The following is a 25,465-nucleotide window of genomic DNA, read 5'->3' as shown; positions in this document are numbered from 1 at the left end:
TTATGACCACCATGACAACGCCGTTTTCTTTTGAATTTTTTCCCACCAAGACCGATGACGGTCAAACCAAATTATTGGCAACCTTTGATGAATTAAATGCTTTAAAACCTCAATATTTTAGCGTGACTTATGGCGCAGGTGGGTCAACCCGTGAGCGCACCTTAGGTATCGTTAAGGCACTGAGTGAAAAAAGTGATACGCCTATCACCCCGCATTTATCCTGTATTGGCGATGATAAAGCCAAAATTGGCGAGTTATTGGATTATTATAAATCGTTAGGTATTAATCGCTTGGTGGCGCTGCGCGGTGATTTGCCATCGGGTATGGTGGGTCTTGGCGAGCTGCCGTTTGCTGTCGATTTGGTTAAATACATACGTGAGCATAGCGGTGATTATTTTCGTATCAAAGTCGCTGCTTATCCAGAAATGCACCCGCAAGCCAAAAGCTTTGATGCCGATATCCAAAACTTGCTCAATAAATACCACGCAGGCGCGACTGAAGCGATTACCCAGTTTTTCTACAACGCTGACAGCTATCTATATCTGCGGGATGCCCTTGCCAAAAAAGGGGTGACTCAAGATGAGTTCCCGATCATTGCAGGCATTATGCCTATCACCAATGCGTCAAATTTGATTCGATTTGCCGATGGCTGCGGGGCAGATATTCCACGTTTTATCCGTAAACAGCTTGCCGACTATGGCGATGACAAAAAAGCCATTCGTCAATTTGGGTTTGAAGTGATGGTCAATCTATGTGAGCGTTTGATTGCCGAAGGCGTGCCGTCAATGCATTTTTACAGCATGAACCAAGTCAGCCCAAATAAACAACTGATTGAAGCGCTCGGATTGGTTTAATTGAGGATAGACCTTACGCACTATCTGAGAGCAAACAAAAAATGAGCATGACGATGTTAAACTGTCTGTTCAACATCGTAAAATTGGGGCATCGCAAAATAACGCTTATCTTAAACATTTTATCTGGAACAGTTTATCTTGAGCAGCTACTGTTCGGTAAAATTTTATCATGCGATTGCCCTGATGGTCGGATGCTTACCTAATTATACTTACCTAGTTAAATGTCGTCATGCGTTAGGTTTGCGCCAGTATTTTAACTTTGAAGTGTGACCAATCCCCACATTAAAGGTGTTGGTAGGATCTAGCTTTCGATAAAAATTGGCTAATGCTGGCTTAGCAACATATAAATGACCCACATTGTGTTCTGCGGGATATTCTGCCCTACGCTCGTCTAGCAGCTGCCACATCTGATGCTCAATATCCAGTGGATTAGTGCCTTTCTTGACAATGTAATCTTGGTGAAATACATGACAAAAAAAGTGCCCATAATATAATTTATGCAACATATGTTGTTCGAGATCGGCGGGGATTTTTTCCACCCATTCTCTATCATTACGTCGTAACGCAATATCCAATGCCACAATATCCTCAACCTCGGCTCGATGGGTATCACGATATCGTATCGCCGCCCCGGCAACAGCAAAACGGTGTAAGAAAGCTTTGCGACCTTCTTCCTCCGTACAAGCAAAATACGAGCCAGTAGAATGTACGGCAAAATACTCATTTAAAAACTGCTGTGTCTGTTCTGCGCTTTGCTCGTCCACTCGTAGAATCAAATGATGCTCAAAACGCTGATGAAACGCTAGCATGCGCTGCGGTAAATGACTGGGTAAGAAAAACGTGATAGCTTGTAAAATTTGATCAGTCAGACCCCGTATCTTGATTTTCTCTAACCACCCATCAATGCGATCTTTGAGGGCTAATGCTCTGGGTATATTCACCGTGCCAAAACGCTCAATAAACAAGAAAGTGTCTTTGCCATACTTTGCGCCAATACTAAAGGCATCCCGATGAATATATTCTCCAGCAATCGGCAAGCTGGGTAACGATGTCAGCAAATAACGACGTATTGCCGTTAAGTCATTATGGTCATTTGAGCCGATATAAAAAACCCTACTCTCAACTTTTTCAAAGGTGTCGAGTCGTACCGCAAACACACAGACTTTACCCGCTGAACCCGATGCTTCATATAATCGTGTCGGATCTGCATTAAATCTAGCAGGACTATCTGCATCGACTTGTTTAACGTCATGCGCATAACGATTGTCTGATGCCAGCTGAGTGGTTTGCGTGGTTACCTGACCGGTTTCATAGTCTTGTTTTTGCAGTCTGGTGAGTATTTCTTCGGCCGTGTTGCCCAAATCAATACCTAGATGATTAATCAATTGTAATTCACCCGATTCATTGACACGGGCATACAACGCCATTTCAGTATAAGCAGGTCCACGACGTACCAGTGCGCCCCCTGAGTTGTTGCACACCCCACCTAAAACTGAAGCGCCAATACAGGATGACCCAATCACAGAATGTGGTTCACGATTATAAGGTTTTAAAGTACGCTCAAGATTATCCAAAGTAGCGCCAGGTAAACACACGACTTGTTTGCCATCTAAAATCACTTGAATGCCTTGTAGACGCCGAGTGCTCATAATAATAACTGGACGATCATATTCATCCCCATAAGGTGTAGAGCCGCCTGTCAATCCTGTATTGGCAGCTTGCATAATTACCACACAATCTGCCTCAATAATTGTTTGTAGCGCCTGCCACTGCTCAAGTAAAGTACCGGGGCATACCACAGCCAACACTTTTCCCTCACCAAAACGTATACCTTGTCGATAATGACGGGTATCTTGTTCATCGATGAGTACATAAGACTTCCCTACGATCTTCGTTAATTTATCGAGTGTCGGCTTATACTGTTTTAACATGATTAGGGCTTACGCAAAGACGACCGAAGGCGAGCGTAACTGCTCACGCAAATAATCACTGAGTAAACCCCTTTTAACCTGATATAAAGATTGTTTTAACCGTTTAGCTTGTCTGGCTAACTGCAGCCAAACCAGCATACAACAACAAATATGATTCCGCTGAATACGAGCCTTACGACACTGATTAGCTTCAATACCAGTGAGTTGTTTAAGTTCTCGGTGAAACTGCTCAATCTTCCAGCGGATGGCACACACCAATCGTGTGCCATCTGATGAATCCTGATTGGTGTCATTGGTGACAATCCAGTCCGTGCGGTTTTCATTAACCACTACTCGGAACAGTTGCACTTTGTAATCTTTAGGAAAGGCATGTATTTTAATCAGTTTGCCATTTTGTTGCTCTTGGTCAGTCCAAGTTAATTCGTTGACTGCTTTGTAAGGGTTTACTCCTTTTGAATCATCGACTTTGCGATTGGATTTTAAAGGACAATAATAGATTTTTTGTAAGTTATCAATATACAGCATAATGTCTTTGGTGGCATACCATGTATCCATGAGCACATATTTGAATTTAATTTGTTTGTGTTCAATACTGTGCTGTAGCATGTCTTTTAGATGGTCAAGTTTGCTTTTGCCATCGGTGGTTTTGTCATAAATACGGTAATCAATGAGCCAGTATTGTTCGGTCTTTGGATTGACATAGATACAGTTAACGATGCAGATGCCTTTAATAATGCGATGGGCGTTGCCACTGTATTGGCGATTAACCAATTCGATTTTGTGACTATGATTTTTATCGAGTATGCTGTCATCAAAGATAAGATAGCCATCGTCGTCTAATACGATGTCGTCTTTGACTTTTTCCCATACGAGCTTGGGTTTTAGTTTGTCATGACGTAGGTATCGATTGATGCGGTCATGACTAATTGATTCAGGATGATGTTCTGCGTAGTTGGTAAGGGTGTAATTGGTTTGGCTTACCAGTAAATATTGACAGTAGTCTAGGCGGGTGATAGCTTTTTTCTTCATCTCTTTATGCTATAGTGAAAACTGAATTATATCGAACAGGGTCGTTCGTGGTAGGCCTGTCGAACCATAACGACCGTTACCCTTAGACAAGCTCAGGGCAAACGGTGCTTACTATAATTTAGGATTGACTATACTATATTTTTATCCGCTTTCGCAAAATTTTATGCTTTTTGCGTAAGTCCTAATGATAAATATCCTTATTGATTAAACTTATTGTTTAAATGCGCCATGAGGTTTTATTGGCGATTGTATTGAATTTTCGATAGTGGAACTGGTCTGGTTTTATCAAAGATAGGATTATGTTCGATAGTAGGGCTAAGCATAGCGTTAAGATGGTCAAGTGTGCGTTTACCATCGGTGGCTCGATTGTAGATGCGGTTATCACTGATTTGTGCTACCAGATTTTGTGTTAGATGAGGCTTGGCATAGTGGCTAAGTGGGTAGCTTACTTGGGTTAACCGTAAGTATTGGCAGTGGTCTAAGCGAGTGATGAGTTTTTGTTTCATCTCTGTATGCTACTATATTTTAATCAATTGACGCAAAATTTATGCGCTTTGTATCAGCGCTTAATGTAAAAGGAGACTATTAAAGTCCCCTTTTTCACTGCTGTGAGTCTGTTTTAGTTTGATGTTAGATTGTTACAATGTTACATGGCAGCTGCGAAGATTGCTACGACCTGTTCATGATTTGCCTTGCGTGGGTTGGTGAGCATACAAGCATCGTTTTGGGCATTGGTTGCCATGATGGCAAGGTCTTCTTGTTTGACACCAAGTTCAGTGAGTCCTGTAGGAATACCTACTGCTTGGGATAGCTCACGAATTGCATTGATGCCTGCTTTACCTGCTTCTGCTCGAGTCATGTCTTTGATGTCGATGCCCATAAATTGTGCAATATCTGCATAACGCTCAGGTGTTGAAATCAGGTTAAATTCACAGACGTGCGGTAACAAAATCGCATTACAAACACCATGTGGCAGATTGTAGAACCCACCTAACTGGTGCGCCATCGCATGGACATAACCTAGCGAGGCATTATTAAACGCCATGCCTGCTAAGTATTGGGCGTAGCTCATAGCCTCACGCGCTTCAATATTTTCGCCATTTGCTACTGCTTGACGCAGCCATTGTTGAATCATTCGTATGGCTTTTTCAGCACAAGCGTCTGTAATCGGATTTGCAGCAGTCGATACATACGCCTCTACCGCATGGGTTAGCGCATCCATACCTGTTGCCGCAGTTAAAGATGCGGGTTTGGCAGTCATGAGTCGAGGGTCATCAATAGCAATGAGTGGGGTACAACGCCAATCTACAATCGCCATTTTGACGTGGGTATCGGTATTGGTGATAATACAAAAACGTGTCATCTCTGATGCTGTACCTGCCGTGGTATTGATAGCAATCAATGGCGTCATTGGCACTTTACTTTTATCAATACCTTCATAGTCACGGATATGACCACCGCCTGCGGTCACTAGACCAATCCCTTTTGCACAGTCATGTGACGAACCACCACCCAATGAGATGATAAAATCACAGCCGTTATCCTGATACGCTGTGACGCCATCGTGGACATTTTTGTCAGTTGGGTTTGGCTCTGCACCTGCAAATACGTAGCTATCAATACCTTGTTCGCTTAAATGTTTAATGATAATGTCTGGAACACCTGCTTTGTTCAGCCCTTGGTCAGTTACAATAAGCGCTTTTTTAGCGCCTAGGTCTTTGGCTTTTGAGCCCACTTCTTTGACACAGCCAGGTCCAAATAATGATACGCAGGGAATAAAAAAACCACTGGTTTGATCGGAGATTTGCTTATAAGCCATGATTAAATTCCTTTTAATCTTTTATGGTTAGGGTATATAGTAATTTTATTCGTACGCCTAGTTTTTTGTCATCATTACAAATAGATAAGATGTACTAATATATTTTTATAAAATCACTATGACTTGATTGTAGTTAAGTCATCCAATGCTCTCTACCTACTATTAACCTACCTTAGTCAAAAAGTTACTTTACTTGATGTCTTTTGAAAAAATAAAGCACGCTACTTGCGTCCCTCATGGCTTGTGCTGTCAACCATACAGCAAAACACTGGGTAGTTTTCATCACGCAGCCCGATAGCAAAAACTTGAACCTCTGCTGACTTCAATACCAAGCTTTTTTGTATCCGTTCACACAATAAATCATATTACCATCAAAATTGGTATTACCAATTTACAAAAAACCTTATAAATATCACTGTTTTTTTGAAATTTGATTGAATTAAAGCGTAATTTTCTTTATTATTTAACCAATTATTGATACTCAGACTATTTTGGTAATACCAATTATTTCATGGAGGAAATGATGCAACATTGGCAACAGATTTACGATCCCATGGGCAATATTTGGCTTTCAAGTGCCATTGCCCTCATCCCAATTATCTTCTTTTTTCTAGCCTTGGCGGTATTCCGTTTAAAAGGTAGTGTCGCAGGCACCATTACCGTTGTTTTGGCGCTGCTTGTTGCCCTATTTTTATATCAAATGCCGGTGACCTTAGCGCTATCATCCGCGATTTATGGATTCTTCTATGGGCTTTGGCCTATCGCCTGGATTATTATCGGGGCAGTATTTTTATACAAAGTCACGGTAAAAACAGGGCAATTTGATATTATCCGCTCCAGTATTTTATCACTGACCGAAGACCAACGGTTACAGATGTTACTGGTCGGGTTTGCCTTTGGTACTTTTTTGGAAGGCGCAGCAGGTTTTGGTGCACCTGTAGCTATCACAGCAGCGTTATTGGTCGGATTAGGGTTTAAACCTTTGTATGCCGCTGGACTTTGCCTAATCGTCAATACGGCCCCGGTTGCCTTTGGCGCGATGGGGATTCCAATCATCGTAGCAGGACAAGTCTCTGGGGTAGAAACCCATGCCATCAGCCAAATGGTTGGACGCCAGTTGCCTTTTATTGTGCCCATTGTGTTAGTCTGGATTATGGCGATTATGGACGGGTGGCGAGGGGTTCGTGAAACCTTCCCAGCGATTGTAGTCGGTGGTGGGTCATTTGCCATTGCGCAGTTTTTGACCTCAAACTACATTGGACCTGAGTTGCCTGATATTACCGCTGCTATTGCCTCGTTAGTCAGTTTGACGTTGCTATTTAAAGTGTGGCAGCCCAAGCACATATTCCGTTTTGAAAATCAAGTCGATGGCGAAAATCAGAGGGATGATACCACAAGCGTATCGGCACCGTTGCCAACCCCCCATTACTCACCCGCTCAAATCATCAAAGCTTGGATGCCGTTTGTGATTTTGACAGCAATGGTATCGTTATGGAGCATCAAGCCGTTTAAAGATTTGTTTGTTAAAGGCAAAGATGGTCATCCTGATGGGGCGTTGGTCGATATGGTGATGAGTATCAATGTGCCGTATTTGCACAATGCCGTACAAAAACTGCCCCCAGTCGTCACCAAAATTACCGACTATGCGGCCATTTATAAATTTGATTGGTTCTCAGCAACAGGTACTGCCATCATGTTAGCGGCGATTATCTCCATCGTGATGCTAAAAATGCGTCCCAAACAAGCGTTATCGACGTTTGGCGAAACCATTAATGAGCTACGCACCCCGATTTATTCTATTGGTATGGTGTTGGCATTTGCGTTTATCGCCAATTATTCGGGGTTGTCTGCTACCTTAGCATTAGCATTGGCACACACGGGTAAAGCTTTTACCTTCTTTTCACCATTTTTGGGTTGGTTAGGGGTATTTTTGACAGGCTCAGACACGTCAGCCAATGCGTTGTTTGCTGCCCTTCAAGCCACCACCGCTCGGCAAATTGGTGTGCCTGAGGTGTTGTTAGTGGCAGCCAATACCTCGGGTGGGGTGACCGGTAAAATGATTTCCCCGCAATCCATTGCCATTGCCTGTGCCGCTACAGGTTTAGTGGGTAAAGAGTCAGATTTGTTCAGATTTACCGTCAAACATAGTATTATTTTTACCATTATGATGGGCGCACTCATCACGCTACAAGCGTATGTCGTGCCTTGGATGATTCCACACGGATAATGATGGGTAAGGTATGAAGGTTGCAACGCAGGTCATTGAACAATTAATTTCGCTAATAGACCGTGAAGGGCTAAAAAATGGCGATAGATTGCCTGCCGAGCGCCATTTGTGTGAGCGATTAGGCGTATCTCGTACCGCACTGCGTGAAGCGATACAGCAGATGAATAGTGTCGGTATTACCGAAAGTCGTATTGGGTCGGGAACGTTTGTCAAAGATGTACAAAGAACCAAACAGAACCAACCCCTTGTGGCGCTGTCTGATAATCTGATATTACAGACACTAACGCCCTTATTGGATGCCGATCCCCTGTATCGTCTAGATGTGCAAGAAGCAAGAATTGTACTAGAAGGCGGTACAGCCTGGTACGCTGCCCAAAGAGCCAGCAAGCAAGACATTGAAAAAATCCGCTTTTACTACGAGCAGTTAGCAAACAGTCAGGCTCATGGCGATACCGAACAAGCCGCTATTGCCGATGCCAATTTTCATTTAGCGATTGCTGAAGCCTCCCAAAATGCGGTATTGTTGCAGATGATGAAAAATGTTTTTCACCTAATGAGACATAACGTGGTATTGGCTCGGCGAAAAATTTACACCGAGCATTATGGCTTTGAAACTTTACACACGCAGCACATGGCGATGATGAATGCGATTATTGCGCGTGATAGTGAATTAGCTCGTAAAGCCGTGGGTGAGCATATTGAGTTTGTGATAAAACAGGTTGCCAAAATTGATGAGGCAACGGCTCGCAGACAGCGAGTTTCCCGATTGGCCACTGATGCCTTTTAGTACAGATGCCTGTTAATACAGGCGCATTTTATAAACGTATGTTAGTGTAAACAGGTTTGAATGCACGTGGCTATTTCTACCATTAATAACATAGTTAAGATAGGGATATTATGATTATTTCCTCTGCCAATGATTACCGAGAAGCGGCGCGACGCCGTTTACCCCCCTTTTTATTCCACTACATTGATGGTGGGGCGTATGCAGAATACACCCTAAAACGTAATGTTGAAGATTTATCGAGTATTGCCTTACGTCAGCGGGTACTAAAAGACATGACGCAGCTTGATTTATCCACTGAGATTTTTGGTGAACAGCTGTCTTTACCTGTGGCGCTCTCTCCAGTGGGTTTGACAGGTATGTATGCTCGTCGTGGTGAAGTCCAAGCAGCCATGGCTGCCGACAAAAAAGGCATTCCATTTACCATGTCAACGGTATCAGTCTGCCCTATCGAAGAAGTCACCCCAAAAATCAATCGCCCTATGTGGTTTCAGCTGTATGTGTTGCGTGACCGTAAGTTTATGCAAAATGTGCTAGAGCGCGCCAAAGCGGCAGGCTGCTCAACGCTGGTGTTTACCGTCGATATGCCTGTCCCAGGGGCGAGATATCGCGATGCGCACTCTGGCATGAGTGGACCCAATGCTGCCATGCGTCGCTATCTACAAGCCTGCACCCATCCGCAATGGGCAATGGACGTGGGGTTACTGGGTAGACCGCATGACTTGGGTAATGTTTCTAAATATCTTGGTAAAGCGATTGGCTTAGAAGATTATATCGGTTGGCTCGGTAATAACTTTGATCCCTCGATTTCTTGGAAAGACTTAGAATGGATTCGTGATTTTTGGGATGGCGCTATGGTCATCAAAGGTATTCTTGACCCGCAAGACGCCAAAGATGCGGTACGTTTTGGCGCTGATGGTATCGTGGTTTCGAATCATGGTGGACGTCAGCTTGATGGAGTAATGTCAACCGCCACTGCCCTACCCAAAATTGCCGATGCTGTTAAAGGTGATATCAAAATCTTGGTCGATTCGGGTATCCGTAATGGCTTAGATGTGGTAAGAATGCTGGCATTGGGAGCGGATTTATGTATGTTAGGACGTGCATTTATCTATGCGTTAGCCGCCGATGGTGAGGCTGGGGTGACCAATTTACTCAACTTGATAGACAAAGAAATGCGCGTGGCAATGACATTGACCAGTGCAAACCGAATTCAAGATATCAATCGAGACTGTTTAGTAGATTTTAGTAATTTGACTTAATAGACTGACAGTAAATAGTCAACCTTAGCGTCTTTATGGGAATTTTTGATTTCGACAACTATTAAGATTTAATGGTTGAACTATAAGTTCTTTAAACTAAGTTCAATAAATTTATAAACTTCATGGCGCAATAACCGCTTATTGTGAGTGGTTGATTGAGCGATGGTAAATAAATTTAATATTGATATTTTTTATTTTCGATAAAAAAACCGCCCTATGAGAGCGGTTTTTGTCGTTTATGACCTACCAAATTCTAGAAAAAGCCCATCGGTTTTTCAGAATAGCTAACCAGTAAATTTTTGGTATTTTGGTAATGCTCTAACATCATTTTGTGGTTTTCACGCCCGATGCCTGATTTCTTGTAACCACCAAATGCGGCATGGGCTGGATAAATGTGGTAACAGTTTGTCCATACTCGCCCAGCTTGAATAGCACGCCCCGCACGGTAAGCAGTATTACCACTACGTGCCCACACGCCAGCACCTAGCCCAAACATGGTATCATTGGCAATACGCATGGCATCATCAAAGTCTTTGAAGGTTGTCACAGACAATACCGGTCCAAAAATCTCTTCTTGGAAGATTTTCATATCATTATTGCCTTTAAAAATCGTCGGCTCGATATAATAGCCTTCACCCACCTCATGTCTTGCATTACCACCGGTTAAAAGCTCGGCGCCTTCTTGTTTGCCTGTAGCAATACAGCCTAAGATTTTGTCCTGTTGTTCCTGTGAGGCTTGCGCACCAATCATGGTTTCTGTGTCCAATGGATGACCTGTTTTAATACGTTTTACCCGTTCCACGGCTTTCGCCAAGAAGGCATCGGCGATACTTTCATGCACTAAGGCTCTCGAAGGACAGGTACATATTTCACCTTGATTGAGCGCAAACATAGCAAAACCTTCAAGCGCTTTTTCTAGGTAATCATCTTCTTTATCCATGACATCAGCAAAGAAAATATTGGGTGATTTACCGCCTAATTCTAAAGTAACTGGAATGATATTCTCTGTCGCATACTTCATAATAAGCTGGCCGACAGGGGTTGAGCCAGTAAAGGCAATTTTTGAGATGCGTGGGCTTCTAGCTAAATGACTACCCACCTCTTCCCCATACCCATTCACGATATTTAAAATACCTGCTGGTAGCAAATCTTGAATCAATTCAACAAGCACCAATAAGCTCACAGGCGTCTGTTCGGCGGGTTTTAAGACGATGCAGTTACCCGCGGCTAGTGCAGGCGCTATTTTCCAGGCAGCCATTAAAATTGGAAAGTTCCAAGGAATGATTTGTCCAACCACGCCTAAAGGTTCATGAAAATGATAAGCGACAGTGTCATTATCAATGGGTGAAACGCCGCCTTCTTGCGCGCGGATCGCACCGGCAAAGTAGCGAAAATGGTCAATGGCAAGTGGTATATCCGCAGCTAAGGTTTCACGGATGGGTTTACCGTTCTCCCATGTTTCAGCTACCGCTAATAACTCAATATTTTGCTCAAGGCGATCTGCGATTTTTAATAATAGATTAGAGCGCTCTGTGGGTGAAGCCGCATTCCACTTAGTTTTAGCGGCATGGGCGGCATCAAGTGCAAGTTCAATGTCTTCTGGACTTGATTTGGCGACTTTGGCGAAGGGCTTGCCGTTGACGGGTGAGATATTATCAAAGTACTCACCTTTAACCGGCGCAACCCATTGGCCGCCAATAAAGTTGTCATACTTTTCTTTAAAATTGATTTTAGCACCGTCAGTATTAGGGTCAGCATAACGCATAATGACATTTCCTTTTGTCAGTTGGTAGATAAACTGCTTCGTGCAGTTGGGGTTTACAAATTCATATTATTACAGAAACGGTAGGTAAAAGGTAGGTTAATTATCCTTTACAATAAGGGATGTACATTATACTATTGAGGATAGCTTATTTTAAAAACCAAGGATTGGTTAGTGCATTAGGATATTTTAAAATATGAATAAAAATAGACTGTTAGAGCTAAGGCATCGGATTGATAAGAGGCGTTTTAACATTACCTTCACCGATAATAATGCAGACCTTATCCAGCAAAGTATTGTCCAGTCATGGCACCGCTCAGACAGTGCTAACATTCCAAAAGAGCGCCAACAAGCACCCATTAACGCTACCAAAAGCGATCAATCGTACTATCTAAAAAAAGCCTTAGACTATTGTCAAAATCAATTACAACATATCACCTTGCAATCCTCCATGGTGATGGCTGTGGCTGATATCGGTAGTACGATTATTTGGACGACTGCCAGCAAGTCTATGCAAAAAGCAGCCGAAGCGGTTAACTTCATCGAAGGCGGATGCTGGGGGGAAAGCCAAGTTGGCACAAATGCGCTTGCATTATCACTAAAAACGCAGCAATCAACTTGCGTTTTTTCCAATGAACATTATATGCCTTCGGTTCACGAATGGGTCTGTTACGCCACGCCTATCATTGAACCGCATACCAAGCAGGTCATTGGCGTACTGGATTTATCGACCACTTGGCAGAATCACAATAATTTTGGCATATTTGCTGCTGAACGCTGTGCCAGTATTTTACAATCCGCTTTGAATGAGTGCCAAAGACACTATCTGTATATTCAAGGATTTAATGAACCCAGCGTCATATTCAATGGCAAAACCTTGCGGTTGACCCCTCGGCAAGTCGAGATATTGACAGTGTTAGCACTTTGTCCCCAAGGCATGAGCTTAGATGCCTTACACCAAGCCATCTACGGTGAGCGTAAAGTGTCACAAGGTACGCTAAAGACTGAAATGTCACAGTTACGTGATACGCTTACTGGTTTATTGGGTTCTCGTCCGTACCGCCTATTAATGCCTATTGATGGTGATTTTTTACGGGTTGAACAATCATTAAATGCAGGTTATTTAGAAGCGGCCATCAAATTATATACCGGCATATTTTTTAGCAAAACTGAAAGCCCTTTTTTATGCACTTGGCGCACCTGTTTAGAAGCTCGCTTGAGCCAAGCCATTTATCATTCAGATCAGGTTGACTTATTACTCATGCATTTGTCAAACTGCCCCGATGCTAGCGATGCGATAGAAAGGTTGATTGAATTAATGCCAGATAACCTCTCGATTCACCAACATTTAGAGGTGCTGTCAAATCGGTAACCATCAATTTTTGCTTCACCATCAATTTTCCCCTAATCATGCACTTTTCGTTGAAAAAGCCGCTGCAAGGCTTTTTCGATATGGGTGATACCTTCACCAAACCGTTGATTGTGTTTTATTCTTGACTTCCCGCCCTTACTACCCTGTCTAGTTGCTATGCGTGCAAGCATTTCTAAAATATCATCGACCTGTCAAGATAGATAAAAGATAGCATGCCTCTATGCACTTTTGGGTGGTAATGCTTGTGTATTTTTTATCGAAAATTTATCGTACGTAAATTCTGTGATAATTACCGTTCCTATTATTACCATTATCGCTTATAGCATTAGAAGGCTTGCGATTTCAAGCGTTTTTTCTTGGGTCAAAAGTGCTACAATGTGACAAAAAATTTTGAGATCCTTATGAATAACGCGTTATGGCTTCCTTGCACACAGATGCAAGCCCTTGAAAACAATCCCCCACTCCACCTCGTCAAAGCTCAAGGCAATCAATTATATGATCAGCACGGTAACGCCTATTACGATATGATTAGCTCATGGTGGGTCAATTTACATGGACATTGCCATCCCTTTATCAACGAAAAAATAAAGCAGCAGCTCGATACGCTTGAGCATACTTTAATCGCTAGTGTCACTCACCCGCCGATTTTGACGCTTGCAGAAAAATTGGTTGCCATCACGCCCAAACCACTAACCAAAGCTTTTTTTGCCGACAGTGGCTCAGGGGCGGTGGAAGTCGCGCTTAAGATGAGTTTGCAGTACTGGCAGCAATCAGGGCAAACGCAAAAAACCAAATTTATCTCATTGGAACACGGTTATCACGGTGAAACCGTTGGCAGTCTTGCGGTGACAGATATCCCGCTGTTTAGTAAGCAATATAAAGATTTGATTGTCAGTCAAATTCGTATTCCTTCCCCCGCGCATATTTTCAGCCCTGACGCTATCGCAGCGCAGCTGCATGAGCAAAAAAGCCTGGATGCACTAGAACGTATCTTGGCAGAAAAATCCCGCGATATCTGCGCCATTATCCTTGAACCTTTGGTACAAGGGGCGGCTGGCATGGCGATGTATTCTGCTAATTATTTGCTTGGCGTTGCCAAACTTGCGCACCATTATCACATCCACGTTATATATGATGAGATTGCCGTGGGTTTTGGTCGTACAGGTACTATGTTTGCGGTAGAGCAAATGCTAGCCTTGGCAGATGCGGATAAACAAGACGATTATTGCCCTGACTTTATCTGTCTGTCAAAAGGTCTAACGGCAGGCTATCTGCCAATGTCTTGCGTCATGACAACCGATGATGTTTATCAAGCATTTTATGATGACAAAGTGGAAAAAGGTTTTTTACATTCGCATAGTTTTACTGGCAACCCACTGGCTTGTAGCGCGGCTTTGGCGTCGCTTGAACTGTTTGAGCGCGATAATGTCTTGCTACATAACCAATACCTTATCCAAGCGCTGGCGCATGGCTTGCAGCAACTATCTGATGCCAATTTGCCCATAAAATCTGTACGTCAAACCGGCATGATTGCGGCTTTCACCTTGGATTTTTCTCAAAATGTGGGCAAAGCCTTTGCCAATTTATGCCTTGATCAAGGCGTGATGATTCGCCCGATTGGCAACCATGTTTATCTTATTCCGCCTTATTGCACGACCCCGGCAGAAATTCAGCAAATCTTTGGCATATTAAATCATTGTTTGCAAAAGCTTTGTGACAATCTCCCAAAAATACCTAAAGGCTCGTCTCAGGCCATTGATTTACCTTAAGCCTTTGCTAAAGCCTCATGAAATTTACTAACTAATTAATTGTATAAATGTTTATTATTATCATCTCTCGTCAAAAGTTAGTATTCATTACAAACATTCAATTCTTACAGTATTATAAAAAATTGTATTAAAATTCAAAACTTATGCCTACATTTCTCATATTTAACGTATAATCCATGTGATTATCGTCAAAAAATATTTAACTTTTGTGGGTTCTTTAACCCACTTAACTTAACTCAATCGTGAAACTTACTTAGATGATTTATGCGTAGATTTTTTTATAACCAACCAAATTCGCTAAAAGTTGGCAGCACCGTGCCTTTGACCGAAGAGATTTTTCATCATTGGTGTAAAGTGTTAAGAGCAAGTATGGGTGAACAAGCGTTGTTTTTTGATGGTCAAGGTGGTGAATATACCGTCACTTTAACGGATATCACTAAAAAACAAGCGCTCGTTACCATCAACGATTTTAATTCGATCAATCGAGCTTTGCCATTTACTGTGAACATTGCCTTGGTTATGAGCCGTGGCGAGCGCATGGATTATGCGATTCAAAAAGCCACAGAGCTTGGGGTGTCATCGATTCAACTGCTCACAAGCCAACATGGCGAAGTACGCCTAAAAGCAGACCAAACCGATAAAAAACTTGCCCATTGGCAGCAGGTTGCGGTATCGGCTTGTGAGCAATGTGGGCTTAATATCGTGCCAAACTTACTGGCTCCAAAAGCTTTTAGCGACTGGATTGATGAGCCAGCAGGCGTGCCCACTTCTAGCAACGTGACCAAATTAATTTTAGCCGTTCCTCCTGATGACAGTGGCGTAGTGCCACCTTGTAATCAAATTGAAGGTAACGACATTGAGCATAACGATATTGAACCCATCACGCCCTATACCAACCCACTACCTCATATAACAAACCAGTTTAGACAGTGTACTTTAGCCCAATTTTGGTTACTAATTGGGGCAGAAGGTGGGTTTTCAGAGCAAGAAATAACGCAAGCTATCGAGCGAGATTTTATGCCTTGGCAAATTGGCGAGCGTGTGCTACGAACTGAGACAGCCCCTGTCGTCGCATTGTCTTCATTGTTGACGCTACATCAAACTTTGACTGTTGCACAGGAATAATGATGTCACCGAATAACAAATCAGTCATGCCAATAGACCCTCGTGATTGCTTTACGGGTGCTAACAAGTCTTGTCATGATGAGTTAAGTCAGTATGGGTTTATTGTCGATAGCCATTTTTTTGATCAACAAATTTCGCTTGAACATCAAAATGCGGTGTTTGCCTCAGTTTTTTCAAAAATCCATGATGGCATTTTTATGCTTGATGAACGGCTACGTTTTATCTGTGTCAATCAGCAATTTTTAAACATTACTGCCTTGCCACGCGATCAGGTGATAGGTAGCCCGTTTTATTTTTATCCGTATAAGACCTACGCCCTACACTTACAGCAAGCGATTGCTGCCATTATTACCAAACTGGATAACCGACAACCGATTTCGACCAATTTAGTGCTTTCTTATCACCATTCACTTGAAGTGGCGGTTTGGCTAGATATCTGCGTGTGTGAAGTCGATGATAATCAGGTGATGTATGTCGGCCTACTTACCAATTTAACAAAAAAAGATGCGCAGCTTAGCCACACCTTACATCTCTACAATTATGATGAATTAACGGGTCTGCCCAATTACGATACTTTTTATGACAAATTAAAAAGCTGTATTGACTACTACCAGGCAGCCGATAATCAGCGCGAGTGTATGGGGGTATTGCTACGCATCAATATTGATAAATTGCAGTCTTTTAACATCAGCCTTGGCATTGAAAATACCAATATGCTGATTCAAGGGTTTGTCAAACGGGTAAAGTCCTTAAAAATTTCGGGTGCCAGTTTAGTCACTTTTTCGCGGTTTGGTGGTGATAGTTTTGCTGCGATGATTTCGGTACAACACCTTGATGCCGCGCATCACTATGTGGCAGCGCTCAAACAGTTATTTGACTTACCTTTTATCATTGACAACCAGTCAATGTATTTAAGGTTGTCGATTGGCGCTTCGGTTTTCCCCACTCATACCCAAGATGCTCAGACATTGTTATTACAAGCAGACACGGCGTTAAAACATGCGCGGCTCATCAGTGATGAAGATTGTGTTTGGTATGATGCCAACCAGCAAAAAAGTAATTTTAAAGACATTCATTTACTCAGTGCGTTTAAAAATGCGTTATTAAAACAGCAAATTTTGCCCTACTTTCAGCCTAAGTTAGAGTTTGCACAGCCCGACTTGCCGATGTTTGAAGCGCTGGTGCGCTGGGAGCATCCCACCCTTGGACTCCTCTATCCCAAAGATTTTTTGGATGAGGTGCTCGATAAGTCATCGCAGCCGCTATTTGAAAAAATCGTGTTAGTTTGTATTGAGCAGATTTTGACATGGCGTGAGATGGGCTATAACTGCCTCATCTGTATCAATATTGATACTCGCCAATTGATTAGTGACAAATTTATTGAGTTTATTGAAGGGACGATACAGCAATATAGTTGGCTTGCGCAACTAATCAGTTTTGAAATCACCGAAGTCTGCAAAATTCATGATGAAGTAAAAGCGCAGGTGATGCTATCAAAACTGCGTCAGTATGGTTTTAGTATATCGATTGATGACTTTGGTACAGGCTTTGCCGCGATGCAATATTTGATTAAATATCCGATTGATGTGCTCAAAATTGACCGCTTATTTATCACGGATATTTTACAAGAGCCAAAAAAACAAGTGATTGTGAAATCAGTGATTGATATGGCGCATTCGCTATCCATGCAAGCCTTGGCTGAGGGCGTCTCTAACCGTGAAGAAATCGAATATTTGCGTAGCCTAGGTTGTGATTTGATTCAAGGCTTTGGTTTTGGTGTACCCATGTCTAGCAAAGACACCACCGATTGGCTCAAAGCCAACTATAAACCAAACTATTTGCTATAAGTTTAAATTAGACTAATTAGATTTTTTTATGACCCTATAGTCATGTTAGCACCTTGTCACCTTTGTCAAATTTTCCTATCTTAGAGATATAAAACCTTAGTATTGGGGTAGGTTTTTTTGTCTTTTTAAAACACTAATCAAGGATATCGTATGCAATATAAAGCACCGCTTCGTGATATGAAATTTGTCATGCATGAATTATTAAAATTTGAAGATCACTACAAAACCATTCCTAGCTATGCCCATACAGACAAAGAAACGATTGATAGTTTCATAGAAGCAGGTGCAAGCTTCTCAGAAGCAGAATTGTCACCCCTTAACCGTTCAGGCGATGAAGAAGGCTGTCGTTTTGAAAATGGTAATGTATATACGCCAAAAGGCTTTAAAGAAGCTTATAAACAATACTGTGAATTAGGCTTTCCTTCTTTATGTGCTGATGAAGAATTTGGCGGTCAAGGCATGCCATTGTCATTGGGTTCAGCGGTCAATGAAATGGTAGGTACGGCTAACTGGTCTTTCTCAATGTACCCAGGTCTATCTGAAGGTGCTATCCGTACGCTAGAACACCACGGTACCGATGAACAAAAACAAAAATATTTATTGAAACTCGTCAGCGGTGAGTGGACAGGTACCATGTGTCTGACCGAAGCGCATGCAGGTTCTGACCTAGGTATTATCCGCAGCAAAGCTGAACCCAATGAAGACGGTTCATACGCTATCACCGGTCAAAAAATCTTTATCTCAGCGGGCGAACACGACATGGCAGACAACATTGTCCATATCGTACTAGCGCGTTTACCCGGTGCGCCAGCAGGTACCAAAGGTATCTCATTGTTCATCGTACCAAAATTCAATGTCAACGAGGATGGCTCTATCGGTGAGCGTAACACCGTTACCTGTGGTTCGATTGAACACAAAATGGGTATTAAAGCCTCTGCAACTGCGGTACTAAACTTTGATAAAGCCAAAGGTTACTTGATTGGACCTGAAAACAAAGGTCTAAACTGTATGTTTACCTTTATGAATACTGCCCGTATTGGTACTGCAATTCAAGGTCTAACTGCAGCGGAATTGGCTTTCCAAGGTGGCTTAAGCTACGCTAAAGAACGTCTTGCGATGCGCGCATTAAGCGGTGCAAAAGCGCCAGAACAAGCGGCAGACCCAATCATCGTCCATCCAGCAGTGCGCAACATGGTATTAACTTGTAAAGCGTTTGCTGAAGGTGGCCGTGCCCTCGTCTACTATCTATCGCAATTCTCTGATGTAGTAACTAAAGGCGAAGGCGAAACACAAGCTTACGCTGACCAGATGTTGTCTTTTTTAACCCCAATTGCCAAAGCCTTCTTAACTGAAACAGGTTATGAAGCAGCCAATCACGGTGTGCAAGTGTATGGTGGTCACGGCTTTATCCGTGAATGGGGCATGGAACAAAACGTACGTGATACGCGTATTGCTTGTTTATATGAAGGTACCACTGAAATCCAATCACTTGACTTGTTAGGTCGTAAAGTATTGGGTTCACAAGGTAAAATGCTAGCTAACTTTAGCAAAGTCATTTATCAATTCTGTGAAGAAAACAAAGACAACGACGCAATGGGTGAATTCATTCGTCCACTGGCACGTCTAAATAAAGAATGGGGCGATTTGACTGCTCGCATTGGTATGCAAGCCACTGAAAATCCTGATGCAGTGGGTGGAGCGGCGGTTGACTACATGTACTATAGTGGCTACATCACCCTAGCTTACCTATGGGCTCGTATGGCGTTAGTCGCTCAGCAAGCGCTCCAAGGCGACACCACTGAGACCAAATTCTATCAAGCGAAAATCAAAACCGCTCAGTTCTACTTTGCAAAACTATTGCCTCGCACCTTAACTTACGTCAAACGTATTGATACAGGGCTTGAGCCATACATGAGTATGGAAGTTGACGAATTCCAATTCTAATTTTTTGCTAAGCTATCTAGTGTAGTAATAAAATTATGATAGAATCATTGATAGTTTAATTTTTTATTCAATCCTTAGGTAGCAAAAGCTGTCTAAGGATTTGTCTCATTTCGAATTACGAGCTAACCCATAAAAGGAAATAATATGCCTATTTATAATGCGCCAATTCAAGACATGAAATTCATTTTGAATGATGTATTCAATGCAGCTGATTTTTGGCAAAAAAATGAACAGTTAGCCCATGTTGACAGTGATACGGTCAATATGATTTTAGAAGAAATGTCAAAATTTGCTAAAAACACGTTACTGCCCATCAACCGCTCAGGCGATGAAGAAGGGGCACAATATCTGGGTGAAGGCAAAGTAAAAACCCCAACTGGTTTTAAAGCAGCATTTGACGAATATGCACAAGGCGGCTGGATTGGTCTAGGCGGCGATCCAAATCATGGCGGTCAAGGCATGCCAAAAATGGTGACTATGCTCGCTGAAGAGATGGTATTTACCGCCAACCAATCATTTGCGCTCTATCCAAACCTATCGGGTGGTGCGTGTATGTGTATCTACAACGCAGGCTCTGAAGAACAAAAACAAACCTACCTAGAAAAAATCTACTCAGGTGAATGGACAGGTACGATGTGTTTGACCGAACCGCACGCAGGTACGGATTTGGGTATCATCAAAACCAAAGCCGTGCCAAACCAAGACGGTAGCTACAATATTACAGGTACCAAAATCTTTATCACCGCAGGTGAACATGACTTAGCGGACAACATCATCCATTTGGTATTGGCAAAAACCCCCGATGCCCCAGCAGGCTCAAAAGGGATTTCATTGTTTATCGTACCCAAATTCCATGTGAATGCGGATGGCTCATTGGGCGAGCGTAACGCGGTAAGCTGTGGCTCTATCGAGCACAAAATGGGTATCAAAGCGTCAGCGACTTGCGTCATGAACTTTGATGGTGCCAAAGGCTTTATGGTAGGCGCGGAAAATACCGGTCTTGCGTCTATGTTTATCATGATGAACTATGAGCGTTTGACCATGGGGTTACAAGGTATCGGTGGCGCTGAGTTAGCTTATCAAAACGCCACAGCTTATACCCTTGACCGTATCCAAGGTCGCGCCGATAGCGGTATCCAAGAGCCAAGCAAAGCCGCTGACCCAATCGTATTTCATGCCGACGTTCGCCGTATGCTGTTAAATGCCAAAACCATCAGTGAAGCTTCACGCTGCTTTGCGATGTATGTTGCCAAAGAACTTGATACCAACAAATATACCGATGATGATGCAGCAAGAAAAGCCGCTGATGACCGCGTTGCTCTTTTGACGCCAGTTGCTAAAGCATTCTTAACCGACCGTGGTCTTGAAGCGTCAATTGATGCACAGCAATGCTTTGGTGGTCATGGCTATATCCGTGAATGGGGTATGGAACAAATCGTACGTGACACCCGTATCTCACAAATTTATGAAGGGACCAATGGTATCCAATCACTTGACTTGTTGGGTCGTAAAGTGGTGAAAAACGGCGGTGCGTTTGTGACAACGTATGTGCAAGAAATGCGTGATTTTGCCAATAACATGAACGCAGACCATGCCATCAAACAAGCGATTTTAACATCAGCGGATAAACTTGAAGACTTAACCAAAGCGGTGATAGCGGCGGCAGCGGTCAACAAAGACGAAATCAATGGCTGTGCGGTTGATTACTTACAAGCCTTTGGTTATGTCAGCTTTGCTTATATGTTTGGCCTGATGGTTGAAGCCGCAAATGGCAAGGAAGGCGACTTCTATGCCAACAAAGCAAAATTAGCAGACTACTATGTCGGTCGTATGTTGCCACGCTTAGATGCGCATATTGCGATGGTAAAAGCAACAAGCCAACCCATCACAGCGTTTGACCGCGATTATTTTGCGGCAACCATTGCTTAATCCCTACTTAAATACAAAAAAATCGGCGCTAGTAGCCGATTTTTTTATGGATTAATAGGTTAGCGAAGCATATCGTCATCGTCATCTGCTAACGATTCATCCTCATCAAAATCAAAGTCTTCATATTCATAATCCGCTGAGTCGTTTTCTTCAACGACAGCAACGCACTCTTCATATAACTCAAAAATATATTCTTTGATATCACTTTCTTGCTGGTGTTTATTTGGCGTGAGCTTGGCTTCTTCTTCATAGATGAATTTTGCCAAATTTAGGGCGACATAGTTATTACTTAGTTCAATCATGGTGTTATCCTTCTTATATGCGATATTATTATTTTAAAACGGTAGCGATAGCGCATCGTTAGTATGACATATTCAACAATAGAAAGCTTAAAGCAGTTGTAAGCTAGTGTAAAATTTGAGCGTTTAACAATTTGTCGCCATAAAATATAAAACCCACCGAAGTGGGTCTATATGACTGCTTACTGCTTATCGTCTGCCATTTACGCTTTGGGTAAAGTCACGCCCATTTGACCTTGGTATTTACCGCCACGGTCTTTGTAGGAAGTTTCGCACACATCATCAGCATCACTTTGGAAAAATAGCATTTGCGCCACGCCCTCTCCAGCATAGATACGCGCCGGTAAGTTGGTGGTATTACTAAATTCCAAGGTCACATGCCCTTCCCATTCTGGCTCAAGCGGCGTGACATTGACGATAATACCGCAGCGTGCATAGGTAGATTTTCCCAAACAAATCGTCAATACATCGCGGGGAATACGAAAATACTCGACAGTACGAGCCAAGGCAAATGAGTTGGGTGGGATGATACATTCATCGCCCACGATATCAATAAAGCTACGCTCATCAAAGTTTTTTGGGTCAACGATGGCAGAATGTACATTGGTAAACACTTTAAATTCGCGCGCGCAGCGGACATCATAACCATAGCTTGAGGTGCCGTAGCTGACCAATTTTTGTCCCTGCTCGCCCACACGTACTTGACCGGCTTCAAATGGTTCAATCATGCCATGCTCTTGTGCCATTTGGCGTATCCAGCGGTCGGATTTAATCGACATTGTGTTTCCTCAAATTTCATATTTAGGCAGAATTATACTGTAATTTGCTACATATAGGCGAAAAAAAACGGCTTTCGAGTGAGAGCCGTTTTTTCGGTGAGAAAATTAACTCATACGTAATTTATCAAAGGTCAATTTATCTTGGGCATCGACATCCACTTTGATGGTGTCACCCGCCACAAACTCACCCGATAACAATTTGACGGATAGCGGATTTTCGATTTCTTGCTGGATGGCGCGTTTTAGCGGTCTTGCACCATACACAGGATCATAACCCACAGCGACCAATTGGGTCATGGCTTCATCTGACAATACAATATTCATGTCACGCTCTTGGAGACGTTTGCGTAAGCGTGAGAGTTGAATATCTGCAATACCTGCCATTTGCTCTTGCCCAAGTGGATGGAATACCACGATTTCATCAATACGGTTGACAAACTCTGGGCGGAAATGCTGATTGACTGAATTCATCACTGCCGCTTTGATTTCTTCGTAGCTATCGCCTGCCATTTCTTGGATTTTATGTGACCCAAGGTTTGAGGTCATGATAATGACGGTGTTTTTAAAGTCCACAACGCGGCCTTGGCTGTCGGTCAAACGACCATCGTCTAGCACTTGCAGTAGGATGTTAAACACATCAGGATGCGCTTTTTCTACTTCATCAAACAATACCACACTGTAGGGTCGGCGGCGTACGGCTTCAGTCAATACCCCACCTTCTTCATAACCCACGTAGCCTGGGGGTGCGCCGACAAGACGGCTGACACTGTGTTTTTCCATAAATTCAGACATATCAATACGAATCATGGCATTTTCATCATCAAACAAAAAGCTTGCCAACGCTTTGGTCAACTCAGTTTTACCCACGCCTGTCGGACCTAGGAACAAGAACGAACCGCTAGGACGATTGGGGTCAGACAGCCCTGCACGACTACGGCGCACTGCATTGGCGACTGCTTGTACTGCTTCATCTTGACCGACTACACGCTCATGCAGTTTTTCTTCCATATGCAGCATTTTTTCACGTTCGCCTTGCATCATTTTGGTGACAGGGATGCCCGTTGCAGCGGCAACGACTTCAGCGATTTCGTTTTCGGTGACTTTATTACGTAGCAGCTTCACGCTTGGCGCTTCCCCTGCTTGCTCTTTTTGCTCAGCCAAGTCAGAGTCTTTAATACGTTTTTCCAGTTGTGGAATGGTTTCGTATTGCAGTTTTGACATGGTCTCGTAGTCACCTTCACGCTGGGCTTTTTCATAGGCGATACGCGCTTTATCAAGCTCATCTTTGAGCTGTTGGCTACCTTTAACAAGGGCTTTTTCTGCTTGCCAAATTTCATTTAAATCTGCGTATTCTTTTTCAAGCTCGCTGATTTGAGTGTCAAGCAGTTTTAGCTGTGATTTCGCGCCTTCATCATCCTCATGCTTTAAGGTTTCACGTTGCATTTTGAGCTGAATCAAACGGCTGTCTAATTTGCCCAAGGCTTCTGGTTTACTATCAAGCTCCATCTTTAGACGGCTAGCTGCTTCATCCACCAAGTCAATGGCTTTGTCAGGTAGCATACGGTCGGTGATGTAGCGGTTACTCATCCGCGCGGCGGCAATAATCGCGCTGTCTTGGATATCGACCCCGTGATGCAGTTCATAACGCTCTTTTAGGCCACGCAAAATGGCAATGGTATCTTCCACGGTAGGCTCATCAACCAATACTTTTTGAAAACGACGCTCAAGGGCGGCATCTTTTTCGATATATTGGCGGTATTCATCAAGGGTAGTCGCGCCCACGCAGTGCAACTCACCACGCGCCAACGCAGGTTTGAGCATATTTCCCGCATCCATCGCGCCATCGGCTTTACCCGCACCGACCATGGTATGGATTTCATCAATAAATAAAATAACTTGCCCTTCGCTTTTTGCTAGGTCATTAAGTACCGCTTTTAGGCGTTCTTCAAACTCACCACGGAATTTTGCCCCTGCAATCAGTGCGCCCAAATCAAGCGACAATACGCGTTTGTTGCGCAAGCCTTCTGGCACGTCACCATTGACGATTTTTTGTGCCAATCCTTCGACAATGGCAGTTTTACCCACACCCGGCTCACCAATGAGCACAGGGTTGTTTTTGGTACGGCGTGACAATACTTGAATGGTACGGCGGATTTCGTCATCGCGCCCAATCACGGGGTCAAGTTTGCCCGATTCGGCGCGTGCGGTTAAATCGATGGTATATTTATTTAAGGCATCACGTTGGTCTTCGCTATTTTGTGTATCCACTTTATCACCCCCACGAATAAAATTAATGACTTGTCTTAGTTTTGGTTCATTGACCCCTGCTTTTGCAAGCAGTTTTGCGGTACCCCCCGTCTCTGCTAAGGCAACCAACACCCAATCGGTGGATAAAAACTGATCGCCTACTTTTTGCGCATGACGTTCGGCTAGATTTAAAATCTTAACCGTATTTGGGCTCAGATTGACATCACCTGTGGGTGTGCCAATCACCGCTTGGTTGTTGAGCGATTGTTGCACCTCTGTTTTTAACTGATTTAAGTTTGCGCCTGCTTGTTCATACACATTGGCATTACTCGGTTCATTGAGTAGCACTGACAACAAATGAATCGGCTCAATCGCGGTATGATCACGAGTAACAGCGAGCGTTTGTGCCTGCTGAACCGCGTTTTGTAAGGCATTGGTAAATTTATCAAATTGCATTATTATTTTTCCTTTTGGCTTTTAACTAAT

General features: G+C 43.1%; 18 protein-coding genes. 10 read left to right on the top strand and 8 right to left on the bottom strand.

Features of this window, described 5'->3' with window-relative positions; translation table 11 throughout:
• Positions 1-11: 11 nt before the first annotated feature.
• Complete coding sequence (metF, locus tag ACAM39_RS04215) at positions 12-854, top strand: methylenetetrahydrofolate reductase [NAD(P)H] (protein ID WP_036590585.1); 843 nt, start codon at positions 12-14, stop codon at positions 852-854.
• A gap of 227 nt (positions 855-1,081) precedes the next feature.
• Here the strand turns inward: metF and dld are convergent, their stop codons facing one another.
• The 4 genes from dld to mdh all read right to left on the bottom strand — a co-directional run bounded on the left by dld (position 1,082) and on the right by mdh (position 5,633).
• The gene (dld, locus tag ACAM39_RS04210) at positions 1,082-2,785 is read right to left on the bottom strand and encodes a D-lactate dehydrogenase (protein ID WP_369628323.1); all 1,704 of its coding nucleotides are present in this window, start codon (positions 2,783-2,785) and stop codon (positions 1,082-1,084) included.
• A 9-nt stretch (positions 2,786-2,794) separates the two neighbouring features.
• Entirely contained in the window at positions 2,795-3,814 is a 1,020-nt protein-coding gene (locus ACAM39_RS04205) for an IS701 family transposase (RefSeq protein WP_282841997.1), read from the bottom strand.
• Positions 3,815-4,050: 236 nt separating this feature from the next.
• Complete coding sequence (locus ACAM39_RS04200) at positions 4,051-4,320, bottom strand: hypothetical protein (RefSeq protein ID WP_369628322.1); 270 nt, start codon at positions 4,318-4,320, stop codon at positions 4,051-4,053.
• 140 nt (positions 4,321-4,460) lie between these two features.
• Positions 4,461-5,633, bottom strand: a complete 1,173-nt coding sequence (gene mdh, locus ACAM39_RS04195) for an iron-dependent methanol dehydrogenase (RefSeq protein ID WP_369628321.1) — start codon at positions 5,631-5,633, stop codon at positions 4,461-4,463.
• A 520-nt stretch (positions 5,634-6,153) separates the two neighbouring features.
• Between mdh and lldP the strand changes: the two genes are divergently transcribed.
• From lldP to lldD, 3 genes are all read left to right on the top strand, one after another.
• Positions 6,154-7,860 (top strand): L-lactate permease, encoded by a 1,707-nt coding sequence (lldP, locus tag ACAM39_RS04190; protein ID WP_369628320.1) that lies wholly within the window; start codon positions 6,154-6,156, stop codon positions 7,858-7,860.
• A gap of 13 nt (positions 7,861-7,873) precedes the next feature.
• Entirely contained in the window at positions 7,874-8,647 is a 774-nt protein-coding gene (locus ACAM39_RS04185) for an FCD domain-containing protein (protein WP_369628319.1), read from the top strand.
• 110 nt (positions 8,648-8,757) lie between these two features.
• Positions 8,758-9,906: an FMN-dependent L-lactate dehydrogenase LldD gene (lldD, locus tag ACAM39_RS04180; RefSeq protein WP_128678054.1), complete on the top strand. Its 1,149-nt coding sequence runs from the start codon at positions 8,758-8,760 to the stop codon at positions 9,904-9,906.
• A 253-nt stretch (positions 9,907-10,159) separates the two neighbouring features.
• On the opposite strand, the gene exaC is transcribed toward lldD, so the two are convergent.
• Positions 10,160-11,671 (bottom strand): acetaldehyde dehydrogenase ExaC, encoded by a 1,512-nt coding sequence (gene exaC, locus ACAM39_RS04175; RefSeq protein WP_369628318.1) that lies wholly within the window; start codon positions 11,669-11,671, stop codon positions 10,160-10,162.
• 193 nt (positions 11,672-11,864) lie between these two features.
• Here exaC and ACAM39_RS04170 point away from each other — a divergent pair, with 193 nt between their 5' ends.
• The 6 genes from ACAM39_RS04170 (at position 11,865) to ACAM39_RS04145 (ending at position 21,654) form a co-directional block, all read left to right on the top strand.
• Positions 11,865-13,040, top strand: a complete 1,176-nt coding sequence (locus ACAM39_RS04170) for a helix-turn-helix domain-containing protein (protein WP_369628317.1) — start codon at positions 11,865-11,867, stop codon at positions 13,038-13,040.
• 401 nt (positions 13,041-13,441) lie between these two features.
• Positions 13,442-14,809: an adenosylmethionine--8-amino-7-oxononanoate transaminase gene (gene bioA / locus ACAM39_RS04165; RefSeq protein ID WP_369628316.1), complete on the top strand. Its 1,368-nt coding sequence runs from the start codon at positions 13,442-13,444 to the stop codon at positions 14,807-14,809.
• Between the two features lie 264 nt (positions 14,810-15,073).
• The gene (locus ACAM39_RS04160; RefSeq protein ID WP_369628315.1) at positions 15,074-15,934 is read left to right on the top strand and encodes a 16S rRNA (uracil(1498)-N(3))-methyltransferase; all 861 of its coding nucleotides are present in this window, start codon (positions 15,074-15,076) and stop codon (positions 15,932-15,934) included.
• Between the two features lie 2 nt (positions 15,935-15,936).
• The gene (locus tag ACAM39_RS04155) at positions 15,937-17,781 is read left to right on the top strand and encodes a putative bifunctional diguanylate cyclase/phosphodiesterase (RefSeq protein ID WP_369628314.1); all 1,845 of its coding nucleotides are present in this window, start codon (positions 15,937-15,939) and stop codon (positions 17,779-17,781) included.
• Positions 17,782-17,931: 150 nt separating this feature from the next.
• Positions 17,932-19,725: an acyl-CoA dehydrogenase C-terminal domain-containing protein gene (locus tag ACAM39_RS04150; protein WP_128678062.1), complete on the top strand. Its 1,794-nt coding sequence runs from the start codon at positions 17,932-17,934 to the stop codon at positions 19,723-19,725.
• 144 nt (positions 19,726-19,869) lie between these two features.
• Positions 19,870-21,654, top strand: coding sequence for an acyl-CoA dehydrogenase C-terminal domain-containing protein (locus tag ACAM39_RS04145; RefSeq protein WP_369628313.1), 1,785 nt, complete (start codon positions 19,870-19,872; stop codon positions 21,652-21,654).
• Positions 21,655-21,713: 59 nt separating this feature from the next.
• On the opposite strand, the gene ACAM39_RS04140 is transcribed toward ACAM39_RS04145, so the two are convergent.
• From ACAM39_RS04140 to clpB, 3 genes are all read right to left on the bottom strand, one after another.
• Positions 21,714-21,956, bottom strand: a complete 243-nt coding sequence (locus tag ACAM39_RS04140) for a hypothetical protein (protein ID WP_007116248.1) — start codon at positions 21,954-21,956, stop codon at positions 21,714-21,716.
• Positions 21,957-22,156: 200 nt separating this feature from the next.
• Positions 22,157-22,732, bottom strand: a complete 576-nt coding sequence (dcd, locus tag ACAM39_RS04135; RefSeq protein WP_007116249.1) for a dCTP deaminase — start codon at positions 22,730-22,732, stop codon at positions 22,157-22,159.
• Between the two features lie 105 nt (positions 22,733-22,837).
• Positions 22,838-25,435: an ATP-dependent chaperone ClpB gene (clpB, locus tag ACAM39_RS04130; protein WP_369628312.1), complete on the bottom strand. Its 2,598-nt coding sequence runs from the start codon at positions 25,433-25,435 to the stop codon at positions 22,838-22,840.
• Between the last annotated feature and the right edge of the window lie 30 nt (positions 25,436-25,465).

Source organism: Moraxella sp. K02 (assembly GCF_041154755.1).
GTDB lineage: Bacteria > Pseudomonadota > Gammaproteobacteria > Pseudomonadales > Moraxellaceae > Faucicola.
This window is presented reverse-complemented; position numbering and strand designations above follow the sequence as displayed.

Excerpts from the sequence above, each read along its gene's own strand:
- ACAM39_RS04200 (WP_369628322.1), bottom strand. The coding sequence starts at position 4,320 with ATGAAACAAAAACTCATCACTCGCTTAGACCACTGCCAATACTTACGG.
- ACAM39_RS04145 (WP_369628313.1), top strand. The coding sequence starts at position 19,870 with ATGCCTATTTATAATGCGCCAATTCAAGACATGAAATTCATTTTGAAT.
- ACAM39_RS04170 (WP_369628317.1), top strand. The coding sequence starts at position 11,865 with ATGAATAAAAATAGACTGTTAGAGCTAAGGCATCGGATTGATAAGAGG.
- mdh (WP_369628321.1), bottom strand. The coding sequence starts at position 5,633 with ATGGCTTATAAGCAAATCTCCGATCAAACCAGTGGTTTTTTTATTCCC.
- lldP (WP_369628320.1), top strand. The coding sequence starts at position 6,154 with ATGATGCAACATTGGCAACAGATTTACGATCCCATGGGCAATATTTGG.
- exaC (WP_369628318.1), bottom strand. The coding sequence starts at position 11,671 with ATGCGTTATGCTGACCCTAATACTGACGGTGCTAAAATCAATTTTAAA.
- bioA (WP_369628316.1), top strand. The coding sequence starts at position 13,442 with ATGAATAACGCGTTATGGCTTCCTTGCACACAGATGCAAGCCCTTGAA.
- ACAM39_RS04205 (WP_282841997.1), bottom strand. The coding sequence starts at position 3,814 with ATGAAGAAAAAAGCTATCACCCGCCTAGACTACTGTCAATATTTACTG.
- clpB (WP_369628312.1), bottom strand. The coding sequence starts at position 25,435 with ATGCAATTTGATAAATTTACCAATGCCTTACAAAACGCGGTTCAGCAG.
- lldD (WP_128678054.1), top strand. The coding sequence starts at position 8,758 with ATGATTATTTCCTCTGCCAATGATTACCGAGAAGCGGCGCGACGCCGT.
- metF (WP_036590585.1), top strand. The coding sequence starts at position 12 with ATGACAACGCCGTTTTCTTTTGAATTTTTTCCCACCAAGACCGATGAC.
- dcd (WP_007116249.1), bottom strand. The coding sequence starts at position 22,732 with ATGTCGATTAAATCCGACCGCTGGATACGCCAAATGGCACAAGAGCAT.
- ACAM39_RS04140 (WP_007116248.1), bottom strand. The coding sequence starts at position 21,956 with ATGATTGAACTAAGTAATAACTATGTCGCCCTAAATTTGGCAAAATTC.
- ACAM39_RS04150 (WP_128678062.1), top strand. The coding sequence starts at position 17,932 with ATGCAATATAAAGCACCGCTTCGTGATATGAAATTTGTCATGCATGAA.
- ACAM39_RS04185 (WP_369628319.1), top strand. The coding sequence starts at position 7,874 with ATGAAGGTTGCAACGCAGGTCATTGAACAATTAATTTCGCTAATAGAC.
- ACAM39_RS04160 (WP_369628315.1), top strand. The coding sequence starts at position 15,074 with ATGCGTAGATTTTTTTATAACCAACCAAATTCGCTAAAAGTTGGCAGC.
- dld (WP_369628323.1), bottom strand. The coding sequence starts at position 2,785 with ATGTTAAAACAGTATAAGCCGACACTCGATAAATTAACGAAGATCGTA.
- ACAM39_RS04155 (WP_369628314.1), top strand. The coding sequence starts at position 15,937 with ATGTCACCGAATAACAAATCAGTCATGCCAATAGACCCTCGTGATTGC.